At 70.2% G+C, this 16,504-nt stretch carries 16 protein-coding genes; 11 read left to right on the top strand and 5 right to left on the bottom strand.

Features of this window, described 5'->3' with window-relative positions; genetic code table 11:
* Positions 1-21: 21 nt before the first annotated feature.
* Entirely contained in the window at positions 22-930 is a 909-nt protein-coding gene (locus BRW65_RS11525; protein WP_073874612.1) for an SDR family NAD(P)-dependent oxidoreductase, read from the top strand.
* Here the strand turns inward: BRW65_RS11525 and BRW65_RS11520 are convergent, their stop codons facing one another.
* Positions 931-1,623: a M24 family metallopeptidase gene (locus BRW65_RS11520; RefSeq protein WP_073874610.1), complete on the bottom strand. Its 693-nt coding sequence runs from the start codon at positions 1,621-1,623 to the stop codon at positions 931-933.
* A gap of 31 nt (positions 1,624-1,654) precedes the next feature.
* Between BRW65_RS11520 and BRW65_RS11515 the strand changes: the two genes are divergently transcribed.
* The gene (locus tag BRW65_RS11515; protein WP_073874608.1) at positions 1,655-2,149 is read left to right on the top strand and encodes a cupin domain-containing protein; all 495 of its coding nucleotides are present in this window, start codon (positions 1,655-1,657) and stop codon (positions 2,147-2,149) included.
* A 242-nt stretch (positions 2,150-2,391) separates the two neighbouring features.
* Here the strand turns inward: BRW65_RS11515 and BRW65_RS11510 are convergent, their stop codons facing one another.
* On the bottom strand, positions 2,392-3,834 hold the full coding sequence (locus BRW65_RS11510; protein WP_073874606.1) for a flavin-containing monooxygenase: 1,443 nt from the start codon (positions 3,832-3,834) through the stop codon (positions 2,392-2,394).
* Positions 3,825-4,304, bottom strand: coding sequence for a VOC family protein (locus BRW65_RS11505; protein ID WP_073874604.1), 480 nt, complete (start codon positions 4,302-4,304; stop codon positions 3,825-3,827). Before BRW65_RS11505 ends, BRW65_RS11510 begins: the two co-directional genes overlap by 10 nt.
* Before the next feature lie 73 nt (positions 4,305-4,377).
* Between BRW65_RS11505 and moeA the strand changes: the two genes are divergently transcribed.
* Positions 4,378-5,583, top strand: coding sequence for a molybdopterin molybdotransferase MoeA (gene moeA / locus BRW65_RS11500; RefSeq protein WP_073874602.1), 1,206 nt, complete (start codon positions 4,378-4,380; stop codon positions 5,581-5,583).
* Here the strand turns inward: moeA and BRW65_RS11495 are convergent.
* Complete coding sequence (locus BRW65_RS11495; protein WP_073874600.1) at positions 5,580-6,764, bottom strand: MFS transporter; 1,185 nt, start codon at positions 6,762-6,764, stop codon at positions 5,580-5,582. The genes moeA and BRW65_RS11495 overlap by 4 nt on opposite strands.
* Positions 6,765-6,829: 65 nt before the next feature.
* Between BRW65_RS11495 and BRW65_RS11490 the strand changes: the two genes are divergently transcribed.
* The 3 genes from BRW65_RS11490 to BRW65_RS11480 are packed head-to-tail and all read left to right on the top strand — an operon-like array spanning position 6,830 to position 10,589.
* Positions 6,830-7,552, top strand: coding sequence for a phosphatidylserine decarboxylase (locus BRW65_RS11490; RefSeq protein ID WP_073874598.1), 723 nt, complete (start codon positions 6,830-6,832; stop codon positions 7,550-7,552).
* Positions 7,549-8,412, top strand: coding sequence for a CDP-diacylglycerol--serine O-phosphatidyltransferase (gene pssA, locus BRW65_RS11485; RefSeq protein WP_073874596.1), 864 nt, complete (start codon positions 7,549-7,551; stop codon positions 8,410-8,412). The genes BRW65_RS11490 and pssA overlap by 4 nt, the downstream gene beginning before the upstream one ends.
* On the top strand, positions 8,409-10,589 hold the full coding sequence (locus BRW65_RS11480) for an AAA family ATPase (RefSeq protein WP_073874594.1): 2,181 nt from the start codon (positions 8,409-8,411) through the stop codon (positions 10,587-10,589). The genes pssA and BRW65_RS11480 overlap by 4 nt, the downstream gene beginning before the upstream one ends.
* Here the strand turns inward: BRW65_RS11480 and BRW65_RS11475 are convergent.
* Positions 10,563-11,159, bottom strand: a complete 597-nt coding sequence (locus BRW65_RS11475; protein ID WP_073874592.1) for a TetR/AcrR family transcriptional regulator — start codon at positions 11,157-11,159, stop codon at positions 10,563-10,565. The genes BRW65_RS11480 and BRW65_RS11475 overlap by 27 nt on opposite strands.
* Before the next feature lie 21 nt (positions 11,160-11,180).
* Between BRW65_RS11475 and BRW65_RS11470 the strand changes: the two genes are divergently transcribed.
* From BRW65_RS11470 to BRW65_RS11450, 5 genes are all read left to right on the top strand, one after another.
* Positions 11,181-11,981, top strand: a complete 801-nt coding sequence (locus tag BRW65_RS11470) for a DUF2867 domain-containing protein (protein WP_073874590.1) — start codon at positions 11,181-11,183, stop codon at positions 11,979-11,981.
* Between the two features lie 87 nt (positions 11,982-12,068).
* Positions 12,069-13,481 carry a hypothetical protein gene (locus BRW65_RS11465; RefSeq protein ID WP_073874588.1) on the top strand — a complete coding sequence of 471 codons (1,413 nt, stop codon included), beginning with the start codon at positions 12,069-12,071 and terminating at the stop codon, positions 13,479-13,481.
* A complete protein-coding gene (locus BRW65_RS11460) occupies positions 13,478-14,935 on the top strand; it encodes an acyl-CoA reductase (RefSeq protein ID WP_084187791.1) in 1,458 nt (485 codons plus the stop codon). Before BRW65_RS11465 ends, BRW65_RS11460 begins: the two co-directional genes overlap by 4 nt.
* On the top strand, positions 14,932-15,864 hold the full coding sequence (locus BRW65_RS11455) for an SDR family NAD(P)-dependent oxidoreductase (RefSeq protein WP_073874586.1): 933 nt from the start codon (positions 14,932-14,934) through the stop codon (positions 15,862-15,864). The genes BRW65_RS11460 and BRW65_RS11455 overlap by 4 nt, the downstream gene beginning before the upstream one ends.
* Complete coding sequence (locus BRW65_RS11450; RefSeq protein ID WP_073874584.1) at positions 15,861-16,481, top strand: TetR/AcrR family transcriptional regulator; 621 nt, start codon at positions 15,861-15,863, stop codon at positions 16,479-16,481. The genes BRW65_RS11455 and BRW65_RS11450 overlap by 4 nt, the downstream gene beginning before the upstream one ends.
* The last annotated feature ends 23 nt before the right edge of the window (positions 16,482-16,504 follow it).

Below are 16,504 nucleotides of genomic sequence, written 5' to 3'. Positions count from 1 at the left end.
TACTAGTTCAAGGAGCCCGTCATGGCCAAATGGACCGCACGAGACATTCCCGACCAGGCCGGCCGGGTCGCCGTCATCACCGGGGCCAACACCGGCCTCGGCTACGAGACCGCCGCCGCGCTGGCCGACCACGGGGCGCGCGTCGTGCTCGCGGTGCGCAACCTCGACAAGGGCAAGGACGCCGCCGCGCGGATCGCCGCCAAGATCCCCGGCGCCGACGTGGCGCTGCAGGAGCTCGACCTGACGTCGCTGGATTCCGTCCGCGCCGCGGCCGGGCAGCTCAAGGCCGACTACGACCGCATCGACCTGCTGATCAACAACGCGGGAGTGATGTTCACCCCGAAGGCGACCACCAAGGACGGCTTCGAGCTGCAGTTCGGGACCAACCACCTCGGCCATTTCGCCCTCACCGGCCTGCTGCTGGACCGGCTGCTGCCGGTCGCCGGCTCGCGGGTCGTCACGGTCAGCAGCCAGGGCCATCGCTTCGGGCGGATCCGTTTCGACGACCTGCAATGGGAACGCCGCTACAGCCGGGTGGGCGCGTACGGACAGGCCAAGCTGGCCAACCTGCTGTTCACCTACGAGCTGCAGCGACGGCTCGCGCCCCGCGGGACGACGATCGCGGTGGCCGCACACCCGGGCGGCTCGCGCACCGAGCTGACCCGCAACCTCCCGGCACTGGTGGGGGCGCTCACGGCCGTGGTCGAGCCACTCTTCCAGGCCGCGGACATGGGCGCCCTGCCCACGCTGCGCGCCGCCACCGACCCCGGCGTGCTCGGCGGCCAGTACTACGGCCCGGACGGTTTCGGCGAACAGCGGGGTTACCCCAAGCTGGTGACGTCCAACGGCCGGTCCCACGACGTCGACGTGCAGCGGCGATTGTGGGCGGTGTCGGAGGAGCTCACCGGCGTCACGTACCCGCTGGTCTGACTAGGGCAGATCGAGCAGCTGCTCGTAGAAACCGCCGAAGCCGCGGACCCGATCGGCCAGATGGATCTCCAGGATCCAATGACACAGGCGGCCGGTCGCGTCCGTGCGACGCATCGGCTTGTCCGATCCGGGCGCGATGTACCACTCGACGCCGGGGCCGGCGATCTTCTTGTGCGGGAACTCGCCGACCAGGTGACCCGCGATCGAACTGGCGAAGTCGAAACCTTCGGCGTGCGCCACGCCCACGACGAAGTCGAACAGTTCCGCCCCGGTGACGTCCGGGCGCCTGTCGAAGTACTCGCGGCCGGCGCGCCACACCCTGGGCAGCGCGTCGCGCAAGGCCGCCTTCGCCGGGTCGTCGCCGAGCACGAAGGTGCGGCCGAAGTCGGCCTCCCACTCCGCGAAGATCGGCCCGAAATCGAGGAACACGATGTCGCCCTCGGCGACCACCAGGTCCGGTGGGCGCTCGCTGAAGGGTTGCAGCGTGTTCTCGCCCGCCCGCACGATCCGCCGATGCCAGTGCCGCGTCACGCCGAACAGCTGCGCGGACAGGTCATTGATTTCGTCGGACAGCCGTCGCTCGGAAACGCCGGGACGGATGATGCCGCGCCGCTCGACCTCATCGAACAACTGCGACGCCTTCTCCTGGGCCTCGAGCAGCCGTTGCGCGCGCACGTCTTCCGGGGCCTCCACTCTCGCGATGCTAACTGGCAGGCTGGAAACCATGTCGCTCGTCGTGCCGCCCTATCCGCCGCCCCGATACACGAAGGACCAGCCGGAGGTCAGCGCGTGGCTCAAGCGCGCCGACGAGCCACCCGACTACGAAAGCTTCGGGACCAAGTACCACTACCTGGCCAACCAGCAGGCCACCGACGGTGACTACGGCCTGTACCGGGTCGACATCGGCCCGGCCGGCGGCGGGCCCCCGGCCCACTTCCACCGGGCGATGTCCGAGGCGTTCTTCGTGCTCTCCGGGACGATGAAGCTCTACGACGGCACCCAGTGGGCCGACGGGCATCCGGGCGATTTCCTCTACGTGCCGCCCGGTGGCGTGCACGGCTTCCGCAACGAGGCCGACGAGCCGGCGTCGATCCTGATGCTGTTCGCCCCGGGCGCACCGCGCGAGGCCTACTTCGAGGGCTTCGCGGCGCTGGCCGACATGACCGACGACGAACGCCGGGAGTGGTTCGTCCGGCACGACAACTATTGGGTGCAGTAGACCCGCCCGGTTAATGCTCGGCAAACTCTCGGCGCTCGGCGGCGATACGCGGCGTGCGCGACGTAGGGTTTGCCGGTGCAGGTGAGGTCGAAGCGCGCCGCGGCGTGGCTGCGGATGAAGGTCGAGACGGCGTTCAGCGCCCCGGTCAGAACCGCCGAGCGGGTCAAACGGCCGAGGCGCCCGGGCCTGAGGCGGGTGCCGAGCGCGTCGGCCAGGGTGCGCGGGCGGCGCCTGCGGCCCGGTCACCGACCGAAGCGGTAGTCGGCGTCGACCAGCTCGCGGGTGCGCTCGAAGAACGTGCGCCCGCTGTACGGCAATTGGGTGACCACCTTCCCGCTCGGATGCCGGAAGTAGTTGTCGCACGCAAGCCAGACCTTGCCCGCCATGGCGGCCTGTATCTCGTCGTTGTAGCGGCGCTGGGCGTCGGGGGTCACCTGCACGGTGCGCGCCCCCCGCGCGTTCATCGTGTCCAGGATGTGGCGGACGAACGTCGTCTGCGCCTCGTGGATGTAGATGATCGAGTTGACGCCGTTGGTGTTGGGGCCGTACAGCGTGAAGAAATTGGGATAGCCGGCGACCAGGGTGCCCAGGTAGGCCTCGGCCCCGTCGCTCCAATCGTCCGCGAGGCGGCGCCCGCCGGTGCCGCGGACGTCGACGCTGGCCAGGTAGTCGGCGGCCTTGAACCCGGTGCCGTAGATGACGGTGTCGACGCGGTGCTCGACGCCGTCGACCGTGCGCACACCGCGCTCGGTCAGCTCCGCGATGGCGGTCGTCTCCAGGGTGACGTTGGGCAACGCGAACGTCGGATACCACTCGCGCGACATCAGCGGCCGCTTGCAGCCGGCCGGATAGTCCGGCGTGAGCTTCGCGCGGAGCTCGGGGTCGGCCACCTTGCGCATGAGGTAGCTGCGGGCCAGCTCGGTCGCTTCCCGCGTCTGCGCGGCGTCGACGTCGAAGCTGGACGACTCGTAGGCGTCGAACGCCTCGTCGCGCAGCTTGAGGGCCGTCTCGGGGTGGCGTTCGAACAGCTCGTGCTGTTCGGGCGTGAACGGGAAGTCGAAGCGGGGCGCGATCCAGATCGGGGTCCGCTGAAACACGGTCAGGTGCGCGGTTTCCCGCGCGATCGCGGGCACGTACTGGATGGCGCTGGCGCCCGTGCCGATGGACGCCACCCGCTCACCGGCCGTCGGCTTGCTGTGATCCCATCGGGACGAATGGAATTGGCGGCCCCGGAACCGCCGCGCGCCCGGGATGTCTGGGACATGGGGCACGTCGAGCATCCCGACGGCGCTGACCACCGCGTCGAACTCGTGCTCGCGACCGGCGTCGTCGGTCAGGGTCCAGCGGCGCCGGTTGTCCGACCAGCGCGCCGACGCCACCGCGGTGTTCGCCCGCAGGCGTGGCCCGAGCCCGTGGTCCATTGCGACCTTTTCCAGGTAAGCCAGGATCTCGGGCTGGTCGGCGTAGGTCTTGCTCCAACGCGGGTTGGGCGCAAAGGAATACGAGTACAGGTGTGACGGGACGTCGCACGCCGCGCCCGGAAAGGTGTTGTGGCGCCAGGTCCCGCCGAATCCGTCGGCCCGGTCGAAGATGGTGAAGTCGTAGCCGCCCTCGGCCAGCTGGATGCCCATGGCGATGCCGCCGGCGCCGGCGCCGATGATCCCGACTCGCGGCTTCAGTCCCATTGGGCGAAGTAGGGTCGCTGCGGCCCGCTCTTCTCCACCAGGATGAACACCACGCCCCACGGGTCGACGAACCAGGTGGTGCGGACGCGCGCGACCTCCGCGATTCCGCTGACCAGAAAGCGCACGCCCCTGCTCTCCAGCTCCGCCCGGGTGGCGTCGAGGTCCTCGCAGATCAGCCCGACGTGGGACAGCCCCGGGTCGGTGAGGGCGTCGCGGCCGGGGCGATCGGAGTCCCGCGGACCGAGGTATTCGATCACCTCGAGCACCCGGTCGCCGTCGGCGTCAAACCCGACGATGGCCGCCTTCATGCTGGGGTCCGCCACCAGCTCGCCCATGTCCTCGCGAATGGCGTTACCCGTCATCACATATGGCGGCGAGAGCACACGCAGGCCCAACACGTCGCGGTAGAACGCCACGGCCGCCTCGCAATCCGGAACACACACCCCGGTGTGGGCCATCCCGGTAATCACGTTCTCGACTCTACGTCGGCCCCAAGGGCTCACCGGGGTCGGTTGGGAAATCCGACCGGCCGATAATGGCCCGGTGCGGTCGGTCCAAGAACACCAGCGCGTCGTAGCCGAACTGATCCGTCCCCGCCCGGCGGCCACCGCCGCGCTGGCCGAGGCGCAGGGGCTGGTGCTGGCCGAGGACGTGGTCGCGCGCCTGGCGCTGCCGGTCTTCGACAACTCCGCGATGGACGGATACGCGGTGCGCGCCGAGGACACGTCCGGCGCCACACCCGAGCATCCGGTGACGCTCAAAGTTGCCGAGGACATTCCCGCCGGGCGCACCGACGAGTTGACGCTGCAACCCAACACCGCGCACCGCATCATGACCGGCGCGCCGCTGCCCGCCGGGGCGACGGCCGTCGTGCCGGTCGAAGACACCGACGGCGGCGTGGACGTCGTGTCGATCCGCGCGCCCCGCGAGCCCGGCAAGCACATCCGGCGCGCCGGCGAAGACGTCGCCCCCGGCACGACGGTGTTGCGGCGCGGCCAGGTGGTGACGCCTGCCATGCTCGGCCTGGCCGCGGCGCTGGGGATGGCCGAGCTGCCGGTGCTGCCGCGCCAGCGGGTGCTGGTGATATCGACCGGGTCGGAGCTGGTGGCGCCCGGCAATCCGCTGCGGCCGGGGCAGATCTACGAGTCGAATTCGATCATGCTGGCCGGGGCCGTCCGCGACGCCGGCGCCGACGTGATCGCCGTGGCGACCGCGGAAGACGATGTGGCGCAGTTCAGTTCGATCCTCGATCGGTACGCGGCCGACTGCGACCTGATCATCACCAGCGGCGGGGTCAGCGCCGGCGCCTACGAGGTGGTCAAGGACGCCTTCGGCCGCGAGGGCGACCAGGGCGTCGAGTTCGTCAAGGTCGCGATGCAGCCCGGCATGCCGCAGGGCATCGGCCGGGTGGCCGGCGCGACGATCGTCACCCTGCCCGGCAACCCGGTCAGCGCCCTGGTGTCCTTCGAGGTGTTCATCCGCCCCGCCCTGCGCAGGGCAATGGGCCTGCCCGACCCGGAGCGACCGCACCGGGCGGCCGTGCTCACCGAATCGTTGACCTCGCCACGCGGCAAGCGGCAGTTTCGTCGCGCGGTGCTGGACCGCGACTCCGCCACGGTCACCAGTTACGGCCCGCCGGCCTCGCACCACCTGCGGTGGCTGGCGTCGGCGAACGCGTTGCTGGACATCCCCGAGGACGTGGTGGAAGTGCCCGAGGGGACCGAGCTGCAGGTCTGGGACCTCACCTAACCCGCAGGGGTGGCGACCTGCCGATGGAAATCGTCGGCCCGGTCGAACGCGGCGGCGCTGCGGATGGCGACGGCGACAACCGACATCAGCACCGGGATCGTCACCAGCGCCGCCGACAGTCCGACCCGGTCGGCCAGGTGGCCGATCAGCGGCGGCCCCAACAGGTAACCGAGCCAGCCCGTCGCGGCGACGATCGCGATCGCCGAGCCCGCGCCGCCCGCGCCGTAGGCGGCGCTGAACGCGGTCGGCACCAGCAGCGCCACGCCGACCCCCAAGCAGGCGAAACCGCCCACGGCGACAACCGGATTCGCGGTCGCCAGCGTCACGCCCATGCCCGCAGCGCCTACCAGCGCGAGCGCCGGCAGCAACCGGCGGGCCGACACCCGCGCGTGCAGGCGTATCGCGCCCAGCCGGGTCAGGACCATCGTCAGCGTGTACGCCGCATAGCTCAGCGCGGCGACCCCGGGCCCGGCGCCCACGACGTTGCGCACGTAGTTGGCCGACCAATCGGTGGCGGCGCCCTCGCACAAGAAGGACACGAAGGCCACCGCCGCCAGGATCGCCACCGTCGGCGTTAGCCAGCCCCGCCCGGACCGCTCCCGAGGCGACGCCGCCGGGTCCGGGATCAGCCCACGCGCCAGCGCCGCGACGACGATCAGGACGACCAGCCCGACCGCCGCCAGCTGGGGCGTCAGCCCGACGCCGGCCCCGACGCACGCCGCGCCGATCAGGGCGCCCAGCAACGCGCCCAGGCTCCACATGCCGTGGAAGCGGGCCATGATCGGTGCGCGCGCCAGCCGCTCGACCGTCCCGGCTTGGGTGTTCATCGCGACGTCCAGCCCGCCCTGGAACATCCCCCACAACGCCAGCGCCGCGAACAGCGCCGGGCCGGACCGGGCCAGCCCCACCGTCGTCCCCGCGAGCGCGTAACCGGCCGCGGTGACCGGAATCAGCCGGTGGCTACCCCAGCGCGGCAGCGCCCAGTGGCTGCCCACGGTGGCCAGCACCGACCCCAGCGGCGCGCCGAACAGCGCCGTGCCCAGCGCCGCGTCGGACAGGCCGAGCCCGGCCTTGACCGCCGGAATGTGGGCGGCCCACGACGAGAACCCCACCGCGTGGGCGATGAACACGGCGGTGACGGCGATCTTCGCGCGGCGCAGCCGCGGGTCATTCGGATGCATGTCGAAGATGGGCGTTCCCCAAGCGGTCCCGAACCAACCAGCCGCGGCTTTCGTAAGATGGCCGCGTGGCACGCCGCCCCCGCCCTGTCGGCCCTACGGCCGAAGAGCCAACCTTCAGCCCGCAGCACGCGCTGGAGTTGGTGCGTTCGACCGTTCCGCCGGTGCACCCGGCCGGCCGTCCGTTCATCGCCGGTGGCCTGGCAGTGGCGCTGGCCGGCCGCAGGCATCGGTGGATCCGACGGGCCGGCCTGCTGGCGGCGGGCGCTTGCGCCGGGTTCTTCCGCCACCCGCCCCGGGTGCCGCCGACCCGGCCGGGCGCCATCGTCGCACCCGCCGACGGGCTGGTGTGCGTGATCGACAACGCCGCCCCGCCGGCCGAACTCGGGATGGGCGACGCGCCGCTGCCCAGGGTCAGCATCTTCCTGTCACTGCTGGACGCCCACGTGCAACGCGCCCCGGTGAGCGGCGAGGTGATCGCCATGCAGCACCGGCCCGGCCGGTTCGGTTCGGCCGATCTGGCCGCGGCCAGCACCGAGAACGAACGCACCAGCCTGCGCATCCGGACGCCAACCGGCGCGGAGGTGGTGGCGGTGCAGGTCGCCGGGCTGCTGGCGCGGCGCATCATCTGCGACGCGCGCGTCGGCGACAAGCTGACGATCGGCGACACCTACGGCCTGATCCGGTTCGGCTCCCGGCTGGACACCTATTTGCCGGCGGGCGCCGAACCACTGGTCCGCGAGGGCCAGCGCGCGATCGCCGGCGAAACCGTGCTGGCCGAGCTGCCATGATCAGCAAGCCACGCGGCAGGCCGTCGGTCAACCTGCAGATCCTGCCCAGCGCGATGACGGTGCTGTCCATCTGCGCGGGCCTGACCTCGATCCGGTTCGCCCTCGAGCACCAACCCAAGGCCGCGATGGCGCTGATCGCCGCGGCAGCCATCCTGGACGGCCTGGACGGCCGGGTGGCCCGCATCCTGGACGCCCAGTCGCGGATGGGCGAGGAGATCGACTCGCTGGCCGACGCGGTGAACTTCGGGGTGACGCCCGCGATCGTGCTCTACGTGACGATGCTGACGAAGTCGCCGGCCGGCTGGGTGGTGATCCTGCTCTACGCGGTGTGCGTGGTGCTGCGGCTGGCGCGGTACAACGCGCTGCAGGACGACGGCAGCCAGCCGGCCTACACCCACGAGTTCTTCGTCGGCATGCCGGCGCCGGCGGGCGCGGTGTCGATGATCGGGCTGATCGGGCTCAAGCTGCAGTTCGGCGAGGGCTGGTGGACGTCGACGACGTTCCTGTGCATCTGGATCACCGGCACGTCGATGCTGATGATCAGCAAGATCCCGATGCGCAAGATGCACGCCGCGGCGGTGCCGCCCAGCTGGGCGGCGCCGTTGCTGGCGCTGCTGGCCATCTGCGCGGCCGCGGCGGTGCTGGCCCCCTACGTGCTGATCTGGGTCATCATCATCGCCTATCTGTGCCACGTCCCGTTCGCGGTCCGCAACCAGCGTTGGCTGGCCGCGCACCCCGAGGCGTGGTCCGACGAGCCCAAGCAGCGCCGCGCCGCGCGCCGCGCGATCCGCCGGGCGCAGCCGCACCGCCGGTCGATGGCGCGGCTGGGTCTGCGCAAACCGGGTGGGCGCCTGCCATGAGCCGGCCGGGCGAGGATGCGGCCCGTCAGCTCACGCTCACCGCGCGGTTGAACACCTCCGCCGTCGACTCGCGCCGCGGCGTCGTCCGGCTGCACCCGAGCGTGGTTGCCGCGCTGGGCATCCGGGAGTGGGACGCGGGGGCGGAGACGGGCTCGGGGACCACGGCGGGGGGGGGGGGCGTGGCCGGGCCGGACACCCGGGTCGGCACCGGGATGCTCGACGAGGGGACGCTGTCCAACGCCGGGGTGCGCGAGGGCAACGCCGTGATCGTCGGCGCGGTCACCGTCTACGGCGCCCGGTCCGTGACGCTGTCCGGCTCGTCGCTGGCCAGCCAGTCGATTTCGCCGATGACCCTGCGGCAGGCACTGCTCGGCAAGGTGCTGACCGTCGGCGACGCCGTGTCGCTGCTGCCGCGCGATCTCGGACCCGGCTTTTCGACGGCGGACGCCACACGCGCGCTGGCCGCGTCGGTCGGCATCAGCTGGACCTCGGAGCTGCTGACGGTCACCGGCGTGGATCCGCGGGGGCCGGTGAGCGTGCAGCCCAACTCGCTGGTCACCTGGGGCGTGGGTATGCCGTCCGTCGGCGCGACACTGTCGACCGACCTGGTCGACGTCGCCAGCCCGGAGACGGTCGTCGAGGAACTCAAGGGCTCGCAGCCGCAGGCCGCCAAGCTCACCGAATGGCTCAAGCTGGCGCTCGACGAGCCGCACCTGCTCAAGACCCTGGGCGCCGGCGCCAACCTGGGCGTGCTCGTGTCCGGCCCGGCCGGGGTGGGCAAGGTGACGCTGGTGCGCGCGGTGTGCGACGGCCGCAGGATGGTCAAGCTGGACGGCCCGGAGGTGGGCGCGCTGACGCCGGAGGACCGGCTCAAGACCGTGAGCTCGGCGGTGCGGGCCGTCCGCGACGGCGGCGGCGTCCTGCTGATCACCGATGTCGACGCCCTGCTGCCGGCCACCCCCGAGCCGGTGGCCGCGCTGATCCTGGGCGAGCTGCGCAGCGCCGTGGCGACCGAGGGCGTCGCGTTGATCGCCACCTCCGCGCGGCCCGACCAGCTCGACGCCCGGCTGCGGGCGCCGGACCTCTGCGACCGGGAGATCAGCCTGCCGCTGCCCGACGCCGGCACCCGCAAGGCGCTGCTGGAGTCGCTGCTGAAATCCGTGCCCGCGGGCAGCCTCGACCTCGACGAGATTGCCGCGCGCACACCGGGTTTCGTGGTGGCCGACCTGGCCGCGCTGCTGCGGGAGGCGGCGCTGCGGGCGGCGTCACGTGCCAGCGCCGACGGGCACCCGCCCGAGCTGAACCAGGACGACCTCGTCGGCGCGCTGACCGTCATCCGGCCGCTGTCCCGCTCGGCCAGCGAGGAAGTCACCGTCGGCAACGTGACCCTCAACGACGTGGGCGACCTGGCCGAGGCCCGACAGGCGCTCACCGAGGCGGTGCTGTGGCCGCTGCAGCACCCCGACACCTTCGCCCGGTTGGGCGTCGAACCGCCCCGCGGCGTCCTGCTGTACGGGCCGCCCGGCTGCGGCAAGACCTTCGTCGTGCGCGCGCTGGCCAGCACCGGGCAGCTGTCGGTGCACTCGGTCAAAGGCTCCGAGCTGATGGACAAGTGGGTGGGCAGCTCGGAAAAGGCCGTCCGAGAACTGTTTCGGCGCGCCCGCGACTCCGCCCCGTCCCTGGTGTTCCTCGACGAGATCGACGCGCTGGCGCCCCGGCGCGGCCAGAGCTTCGACTCCGGCGTGACCGACCGGGTGGTGGCCGCGCTGCTGACCGAACTCGACGGCGTCAACCCGCTGCGCGACGTCGTCGTGCTGGGCGCCACCAACCGGCCGGACCTGATCGACCCGGCGCTGCTGCGCCCCGGCCGGCTGGAGCGGCACGTGTTCATCGAACCGCCCGACGCCGCCGCCCGCCGCGAAATCCTGCGTACCGCGGGCAAATCCGTCCCGCTGAGCGACGACGTCGACCTCGACGAGGTGGCCGCCGAGCTGGACGGCTACAGTGCCGCCGACTGCGTGGCGCTGCTGCGCGAGGCGGCGCTGACCGCGATGCGGCGCTCCATCGATGCCACCGACGTGACGGCCGCCGACCTGGCGGCGGCGCGCCAAATCGTGCGCCCTTCACTGGATCGCGCGCAGGTGGAGTCGCTACGGGCGTTCGCCAAAGCTCCTTAGCACGGCCCGCGCCGACGCCGCGACGTCGTCCTCGAGCCAGCGCGGCATCGGATCGTCGTAAGCGTGCCGGCGGACCACGGCGTAGGGCAGGTCCGCGACCGCCCGCGCGACGGCGTCGACCGACCGGGGCCTGCTGTTGCCGTACAGCTGCCGGGCCAACACCGCGATCCGCTCGGTCAGCGGCGCGTTCATCGCGGCGAGCGTCTCCCGGAACGCCGCGTCGGGCTCGTCGTCGAGCAGGTCGCCGGGCCGGATCGTCAACAGCAGCCGGGCGTCGTCGGGCAACTCGCGGGCGAAGCCGACGGCGGACACCGCCATCGCCACGGCGGTGTCCGTGGCCGTCTCGCCACCCGCGGCCAGGGCGCGCGCCTGGAAGCGTTCCAGCGCCCGCAGCCACGCCGCGGTCAGGATGCCGTCGCGGTTGCCGAACCGGTGATACAGGGTGCCCGCGGGCGCGCCGCTGGCCTTGGCGATCGCCGCCACGCTGGCCGCGCGCGGCCCGCCGTCGAGCACCAGCGCCCGGGCGGCGTCGAGGATCACATCGGTTTCATGCTTCCGCGGAGGTGCCACGATCTAGTATGGTCCTTCTATATGGAACGATTACCCTATATCGATGAGCATGCCATAACCGTTGACGCGGGGCGCGCTGACACGTGGTCGGCGCTGCTGCGGGTGATGTGCCGGGACCCGGGCGACCCGTCGACGGTGCCGATCGGCTTCACCCTGGACGAGGCGCGGGCGCCGGCCCGGTTCGCGCTGAAGGGCCGGCACCCCTTCGCGGTGTACCGGTGGGTGTTCGAATTGGAGCCCCTGACCGGCGCCCGCACCCGCGTGCGCTCGGCGACCTGGGCGGCCTTCCCCGGCGTGCACGGCAAGGTTTACCGGGCGCTCGTGATCGGCACCGGCGGCCACCGCGTCGTCGTCCGGCGGACGCTGAACCGGATCGCTCGGGCCGCCGAGCGGGCCGACTACACCGACGTCTTCGAAGTGCCGCTCCCCCAAGGGGACTCGCGCACCGCCGAGCAGACGTTCCGCGACGCGGTCGGGCGCGGATCGGGCGGCGGCGCCGTCTTGTGGATCCACCGCCACGTCCTGGGGTTTGACCTCGGCCCGATCTCGTCACCGGATCACCTCATCGGCTGGACCATCGTGCGTTCGGATCCCGACGAGCTGGTGCTGAGGGCGCGCGGACCGCTCATGCGCGGCGAGCTGACGCTGCGCCGCCGCGACGATCGGCGCGCCAGCCTCACCACCCGCGTGCACTACTGCCGCAGACTCAGGGCCCGGACGGTCTGGGCCGTCGTCGGGCCGCTGCATCGGGTCGTCGCGCCGCGGCTGATGGCGCGCGCGGCGGTGTGGCCTCAGCACGGCGGAGCGAGGCTAACGGCCTAATTTGCAGTAGACTGCATTATTGCTTGTCTCTGCATGAACCGTTATGGTGGGCCTCGCGGCTCAGCAGCAACGGATCGAGGGACGGCGATGACGGTCACCGAATTCATGAATGACCCGATCGGCTTCTTCGACCGGTCCTACACCCGGATGCACAGCATCGCGCGCCGCGACCTCGAAGACCTGCAGCGCCAAGCGATGAGCATCCGCTTCCAAGAGCACTACCGCAGCATCGAAATGCTCCGCAAGCTGGCGGATCGACTGGGCATCAGCGCACTCGACGACTTCGACGACGTTGCGCCGCTGATGTTTTCGCATACCGCGTTCAAGTCGTATCCGCCGGCGCTCATCGACAAGAAGCGGTTCGACCTATTGACCAGGTGGCTGGACAAGCTCACCAGCTACGACCTTTCCACCGTGGACACCGTCGGTTGCAGTGGGATTGACGAGTGGATCGACCGGCTCGACGCGCAGACCCCGCTGGAGGTCATCACCTCCAGCGGCACCACCGGAACCATCTCGATCCTTCCCAAAGACAAGCGGGGCACCGAGGAGGGCATGACGCTGTGGAAGATCTGCCTGTTCCAGACCTTCGGCCGCGAGCCGACGGACGCCGAACTCAACCCCTCCGTCGACGTGGTGTGGCCGAACTTCGCCAACGGCAAGCTCGGTCACCTGCGCATCGCCAACATGATCAAGCGCGGCTTCACCGGCGGCGACGAAAGCAGATTCCACGCCCTCTACCCATTCGCGGTGGACACCGACCTGATGTTTCTGGCCTCCAAGATGCGCGCGGCGGCATCGCGTGGCGAGCTCGACCGGCTCGAGATCGACCCGGCGCTGGCCGCCCGTAAGGACGAGTTCATCGCGATGCAGGCACGTCAGGCCCAGGACATGGATGCGTTCTTCGCCCGAATCACCGAGCAGCTGCGCGGCAAGCGGGTGTTCATGCTCGGTACCTACCACCTGATGTACGACATCGCCAGGGCCGGCCTCGAACGTGGGATGCGCGACGTGTTCGCCCCCGACTCGGCGATCCTGACCGGCGGCGGGATGAAAGGCGTTGCGCTGCCGGACGACTTCATGGACGTCATCAAGGAGTTCCTCGGCGTCGACCGTATCCAGGTCGGTTACGGGTTCTCGGAGTCGAGCACTTTTCACTGGGGCTGCGCCGAGGGCCGCTACCACGTGGCGCCGTGGGTTATTCCGTTCGTGCTCGATCCCGACACCAGCGAGCCGCTTCCTCGCACCGGTGTGCAGACCGGACGTGCGGCCGTATACGACATCTTGCTGCGCGCCCACTGGGGCGGTGTCATATCCGGCGACGAAGTCACCATCGACTGGGACGCTCGGTGTCCCTGCGGGCAGGCCAGCGTCGCCTTCGAGCGCGACATCGTCCGCTACAGCGAGAAGGAGGGGGTCGAGGACGACCGGATCACCTGCGCCGCAACGCATGAGGTGCACAACGAGGCGGTTGACTTCATGAAAGGGGTGGAGCTGTGATCGCCTACACCGTCCCGCTCTTCCTGCGCGGCCGCGTCATCACCGACGACCTGATCCCGTTCGATACTCGCATCGGGGCAGCACAGTTCCAGGCGCCCGACATGACCAAGCACGTCGACCGGTTGACCTTGCGTAGCCCCGCACAGATGAGCGACCTCTACGCGCTCGGCTTCGACGAGATCCTCGATGTGCTCGCGGCGCTGGGTGACGCGCTGAACTTCGAGACCAACGACCACCTGCAGGAGGCCTACGAGGCCTCGCTGGTCGCCAACGTGCTGCCGGCGGAGATGCTGAAGAACAGCTACCGCGTGCTGGGGCCGCTGTTCTCGCGGGACAACGTCATCGAAATCGCAGACACGCAGGTGGGATTGGACTACCTGAACGGGTGGGTCACGCGCAGGCTGCGTGACGGTCGTGACCTGCGGGTGCGTGCCTTCGGTGCCAGAACCCTGCACATCCCGGCGGGTAACGGCGGGTTGGTCTCGGCGGTGACCATCCTGCGGTCGGTCATCACCCGATCGGACGTCATCATCAAGGCGCCGTCCAACGATCCCCTCACCGCCGTCGCCATCGCCCGCACTCTGGCCGACATCGCCCCGGATCACCCGATCACCAAGCACCTTGTGGTCGGTTATTGGAAGGGCGGCGACCTCACCGTCGAAGAGAAGCTCTATCAGCCGCATCACATCGAGAAGATCGTGGCCTGGGGCGGCTTGGCATCGGTTAAACATGTGACTCGGTATATCCAGCCCGGTTTGGAACTCATTGCGCTGGACCCCAAGCGCAGCGCCACGATCATCGGTCGCGAGGCCTTCGACAGCGAGCAGGTGATGCGCGAAGTGGCCCGCCGGGCCGCCACCGACATCGGCGTGGCCAATCAGGAGGGGTGCGCCAACGCCCGGGTGATCTACGTGCTCAGTGGAACCGACGCCGCGGGTCTGGCCAACGCGAACCGGCTCGGTGAACTGATTTACGACGAGCTTATCGCGCTGCCCTCGGTTGTCAGCACCCCACCGCGTTACCCCAACCGCGAGCTGCTGGACCACGTCGATGCCTCGCGGATGGCCGAGGACTTCTACCGCGTGATCGGCGGCGAACGGCGGGAAGGCGCCATCGTCGTCTCGCAATTCGATGAACCCGTGGACTATTCGCCGATGTTGTCCGGGCGGATCGCCAACATCGTCCCGGTCGACGGCATCGACAGGGTGACCGCGGCGGTCAACGCCTATACCCAGACCATCGGGATCTACCCCGAATCGCTCAAGCGTGAGCTGCGGGACACGTTGCCGTTGTTCGGCGCTCAACGCCTGACCAGCCTGGGCTACGCGTGTAACGTGGCGGTCGCCATGCCGCAGGACGCCATCGAACCGATCCGCCGGATGTGCAAGTGGATCGTAGACGAGGAGTGCGACCCCGCGGTCGTGGTGCCCCTTTGGCAGCTGGCACCGGCATGACCCAACGTCCGACCACGCGTCAGGTCATCGACGGAATCGACCTGTCCGGCAAGACATGTGTGATCACGGGCGCATCGTCCGGGCTGGGCCGCGAGGCGGCCAGAGCGCTCACCGCCGCCGGCGCACACGTCATCCTGGCGGCCCGCAGCCCGGCGGGGTTGGCGGAGGCGGATCGGTGGGTCGCGGCCGAGGTGCCCGGCGCGCAGACCTCGACGGTCGCGCTCGACCTCACCGATCTGGCCAGTGTGCGCACGGCGGCCGACGCGATCCGCGACATCGCACCGGCCATCGACGTGTTGATGAACAACGCCGGTGTCATGTTCACACCCTTCGGGCGGACCCGCGACGGCTTCGAGACACAGATCGGCACCAACCATTTCGGGCACTTCGAACTGACCCGGCTCCTGATTCCCAACCTCGCCACCGCCGGCGCGGCGCGGATCGTCACCCTGTCCTCCGGGGGCCACGTCATGGGCGACGTCGACTTCGACGACCCCAACTGGGAGCGTCGCGAATACGACAAGTTCGTGGCCTACGGGGCGTCGAAGACGGCGAACATCCTGCATGCCTTGGAAGCCGACCGGCGTCTGCGCGGCCTCGGAATCCGAGCCTACGCTGTCCATCCCGGCACCGTGGCCACTTCGCTGGCGCGGCACATGTCGCGCGCGGACTTCTCCGCGCTACGCACGATGGCCGCCGGCGGCACCGCCCGACGGGGCGACGCGACCGACGGGTTCCTCGACTTCACCACCCCCGAGTATGGTGCGGCTACCCAAGTCTGGGCCGCAGTCAGCCCGGAGCTGGCCGACAAGGGCGCGTTGTATCTGGAAGACTGCGGGATCAGCGACGCGGTCGCGCCCTACGCGCACGACGAAGCGCGCGCTGCGGACTGGTGGATCCTTTCCGAAAAGTTGTGCGACAGAACGTGAACCGGCATGAACGGCGCAAGGCCGAGGTGCGAGAGAGAATCCTCGCAGCCGCCTTCGAGCTGTTCCTGCAGCAGGGCGTCTCGGCCACCACCATCGAGGCAATCTGCGAGCGCGCCGACGTCGCCAATCGAACGTTCTTCAACCACTTCGCTACCCGGCAGGACATGATCCGTGCGTTGGCGCAACGACGACTGGTCAACCTGCATGACGTCGTCTTCGACCGCGCCGACCAAGCGATCCCGGCGCGCATCGTCGGCGTATTCGACGATATCGCCGCGACACTGGTCGAATCGGGCGACACCTATCGCGAGCTGATCGGGGAAATGCTGGCCACCAACGGCTACGGCATCGAGCGCGGGTCCAAGCTGCACGACACCTTCGTCGAGCTGGTCAAGGAGGGCATCGCGCGCGGCGAGATCGGCGCGAGGCACGACGCGGAAACCTTGGCCGACATCATCGTCGGGGCGCTGTCCGGGGGAATCCTCAACTGGACCGTCGACCGAACGTATTCGCTGCCGACCAGCCTGCACAGCCTCGGTATGGCACTGGCCGAGTTGCTGGCCGGCGGGCCCATCCGGCCCCCTCGGCGCGCACGTCGGCCAAGGTCCAGCGGATAGCGGCTGATCGTCACGGTGCCGGC

It is taken from the genome of Mycobacterium paraffinicum (genome assembly GCF_001907675.1).
Classification (GTDB): domain Bacteria; phylum Actinomycetota; class Actinomycetes; order Mycobacteriales; family Mycobacteriaceae; genus Mycobacterium; species Mycobacterium paraffinicum_A.
This window is presented reverse-complemented; position numbering and strand designations above follow the sequence as displayed.

What these genes read in the sequence shown, in the direction of transcription:
- BRW65_RS11525 (WP_073874612.1), top strand. Translation starts at nt 22, where the DNA reads ATGGCCAAATGGACCGCACGAGACATTCCCGACCAGGCCGGCCGGGTC.
- BRW65_RS11515 (WP_073874608.1), top strand. Translation starts at nt 1,655, where the DNA reads ATGTCGCTCGTCGTGCCGCCCTATCCGCCGCCCCGATACACGAAGGAC.
- BRW65_RS11510 (WP_073874606.1), bottom strand. Translation starts at nt 3,834, where the DNA reads ATGGGACTGAAGCCGCGAGTCGGGATCATCGGCGCCGGCGCCGGCGGC.
- BRW65_RS11495 (WP_073874600.1), bottom strand. Translation starts at nt 6,764, where the DNA reads ATGCATCCGAATGACCCGCGGCTGCGCCGCGCGAAGATCGCCGTCACC.
- pssA (WP_073874596.1), top strand. Translation starts at nt 7,549, where the DNA reads ATGATCAGCAAGCCACGCGGCAGGCCGTCGGTCAACCTGCAGATCCTG.
- BRW65_RS11480 (WP_073874594.1), top strand. Translation starts at nt 8,409, where the DNA reads ATGAGCCGGCCGGGCGAGGATGCGGCCCGTCAGCTCACGCTCACCGCG.
- BRW65_RS11470 (WP_073874590.1), top strand. Translation starts at nt 11,181, where the DNA reads ATGGAACGATTACCCTATATCGATGAGCATGCCATAACCGTTGACGCG.
- BRW65_RS11465 (WP_073874588.1), top strand. Translation starts at nt 12,069, where the DNA reads ATGACGGTCACCGAATTCATGAATGACCCGATCGGCTTCTTCGACCGG.
- BRW65_RS11455 (WP_073874586.1), top strand. Translation starts at nt 14,932, where the DNA reads ATGACCCAACGTCCGACCACGCGTCAGGTCATCGACGGAATCGACCTG.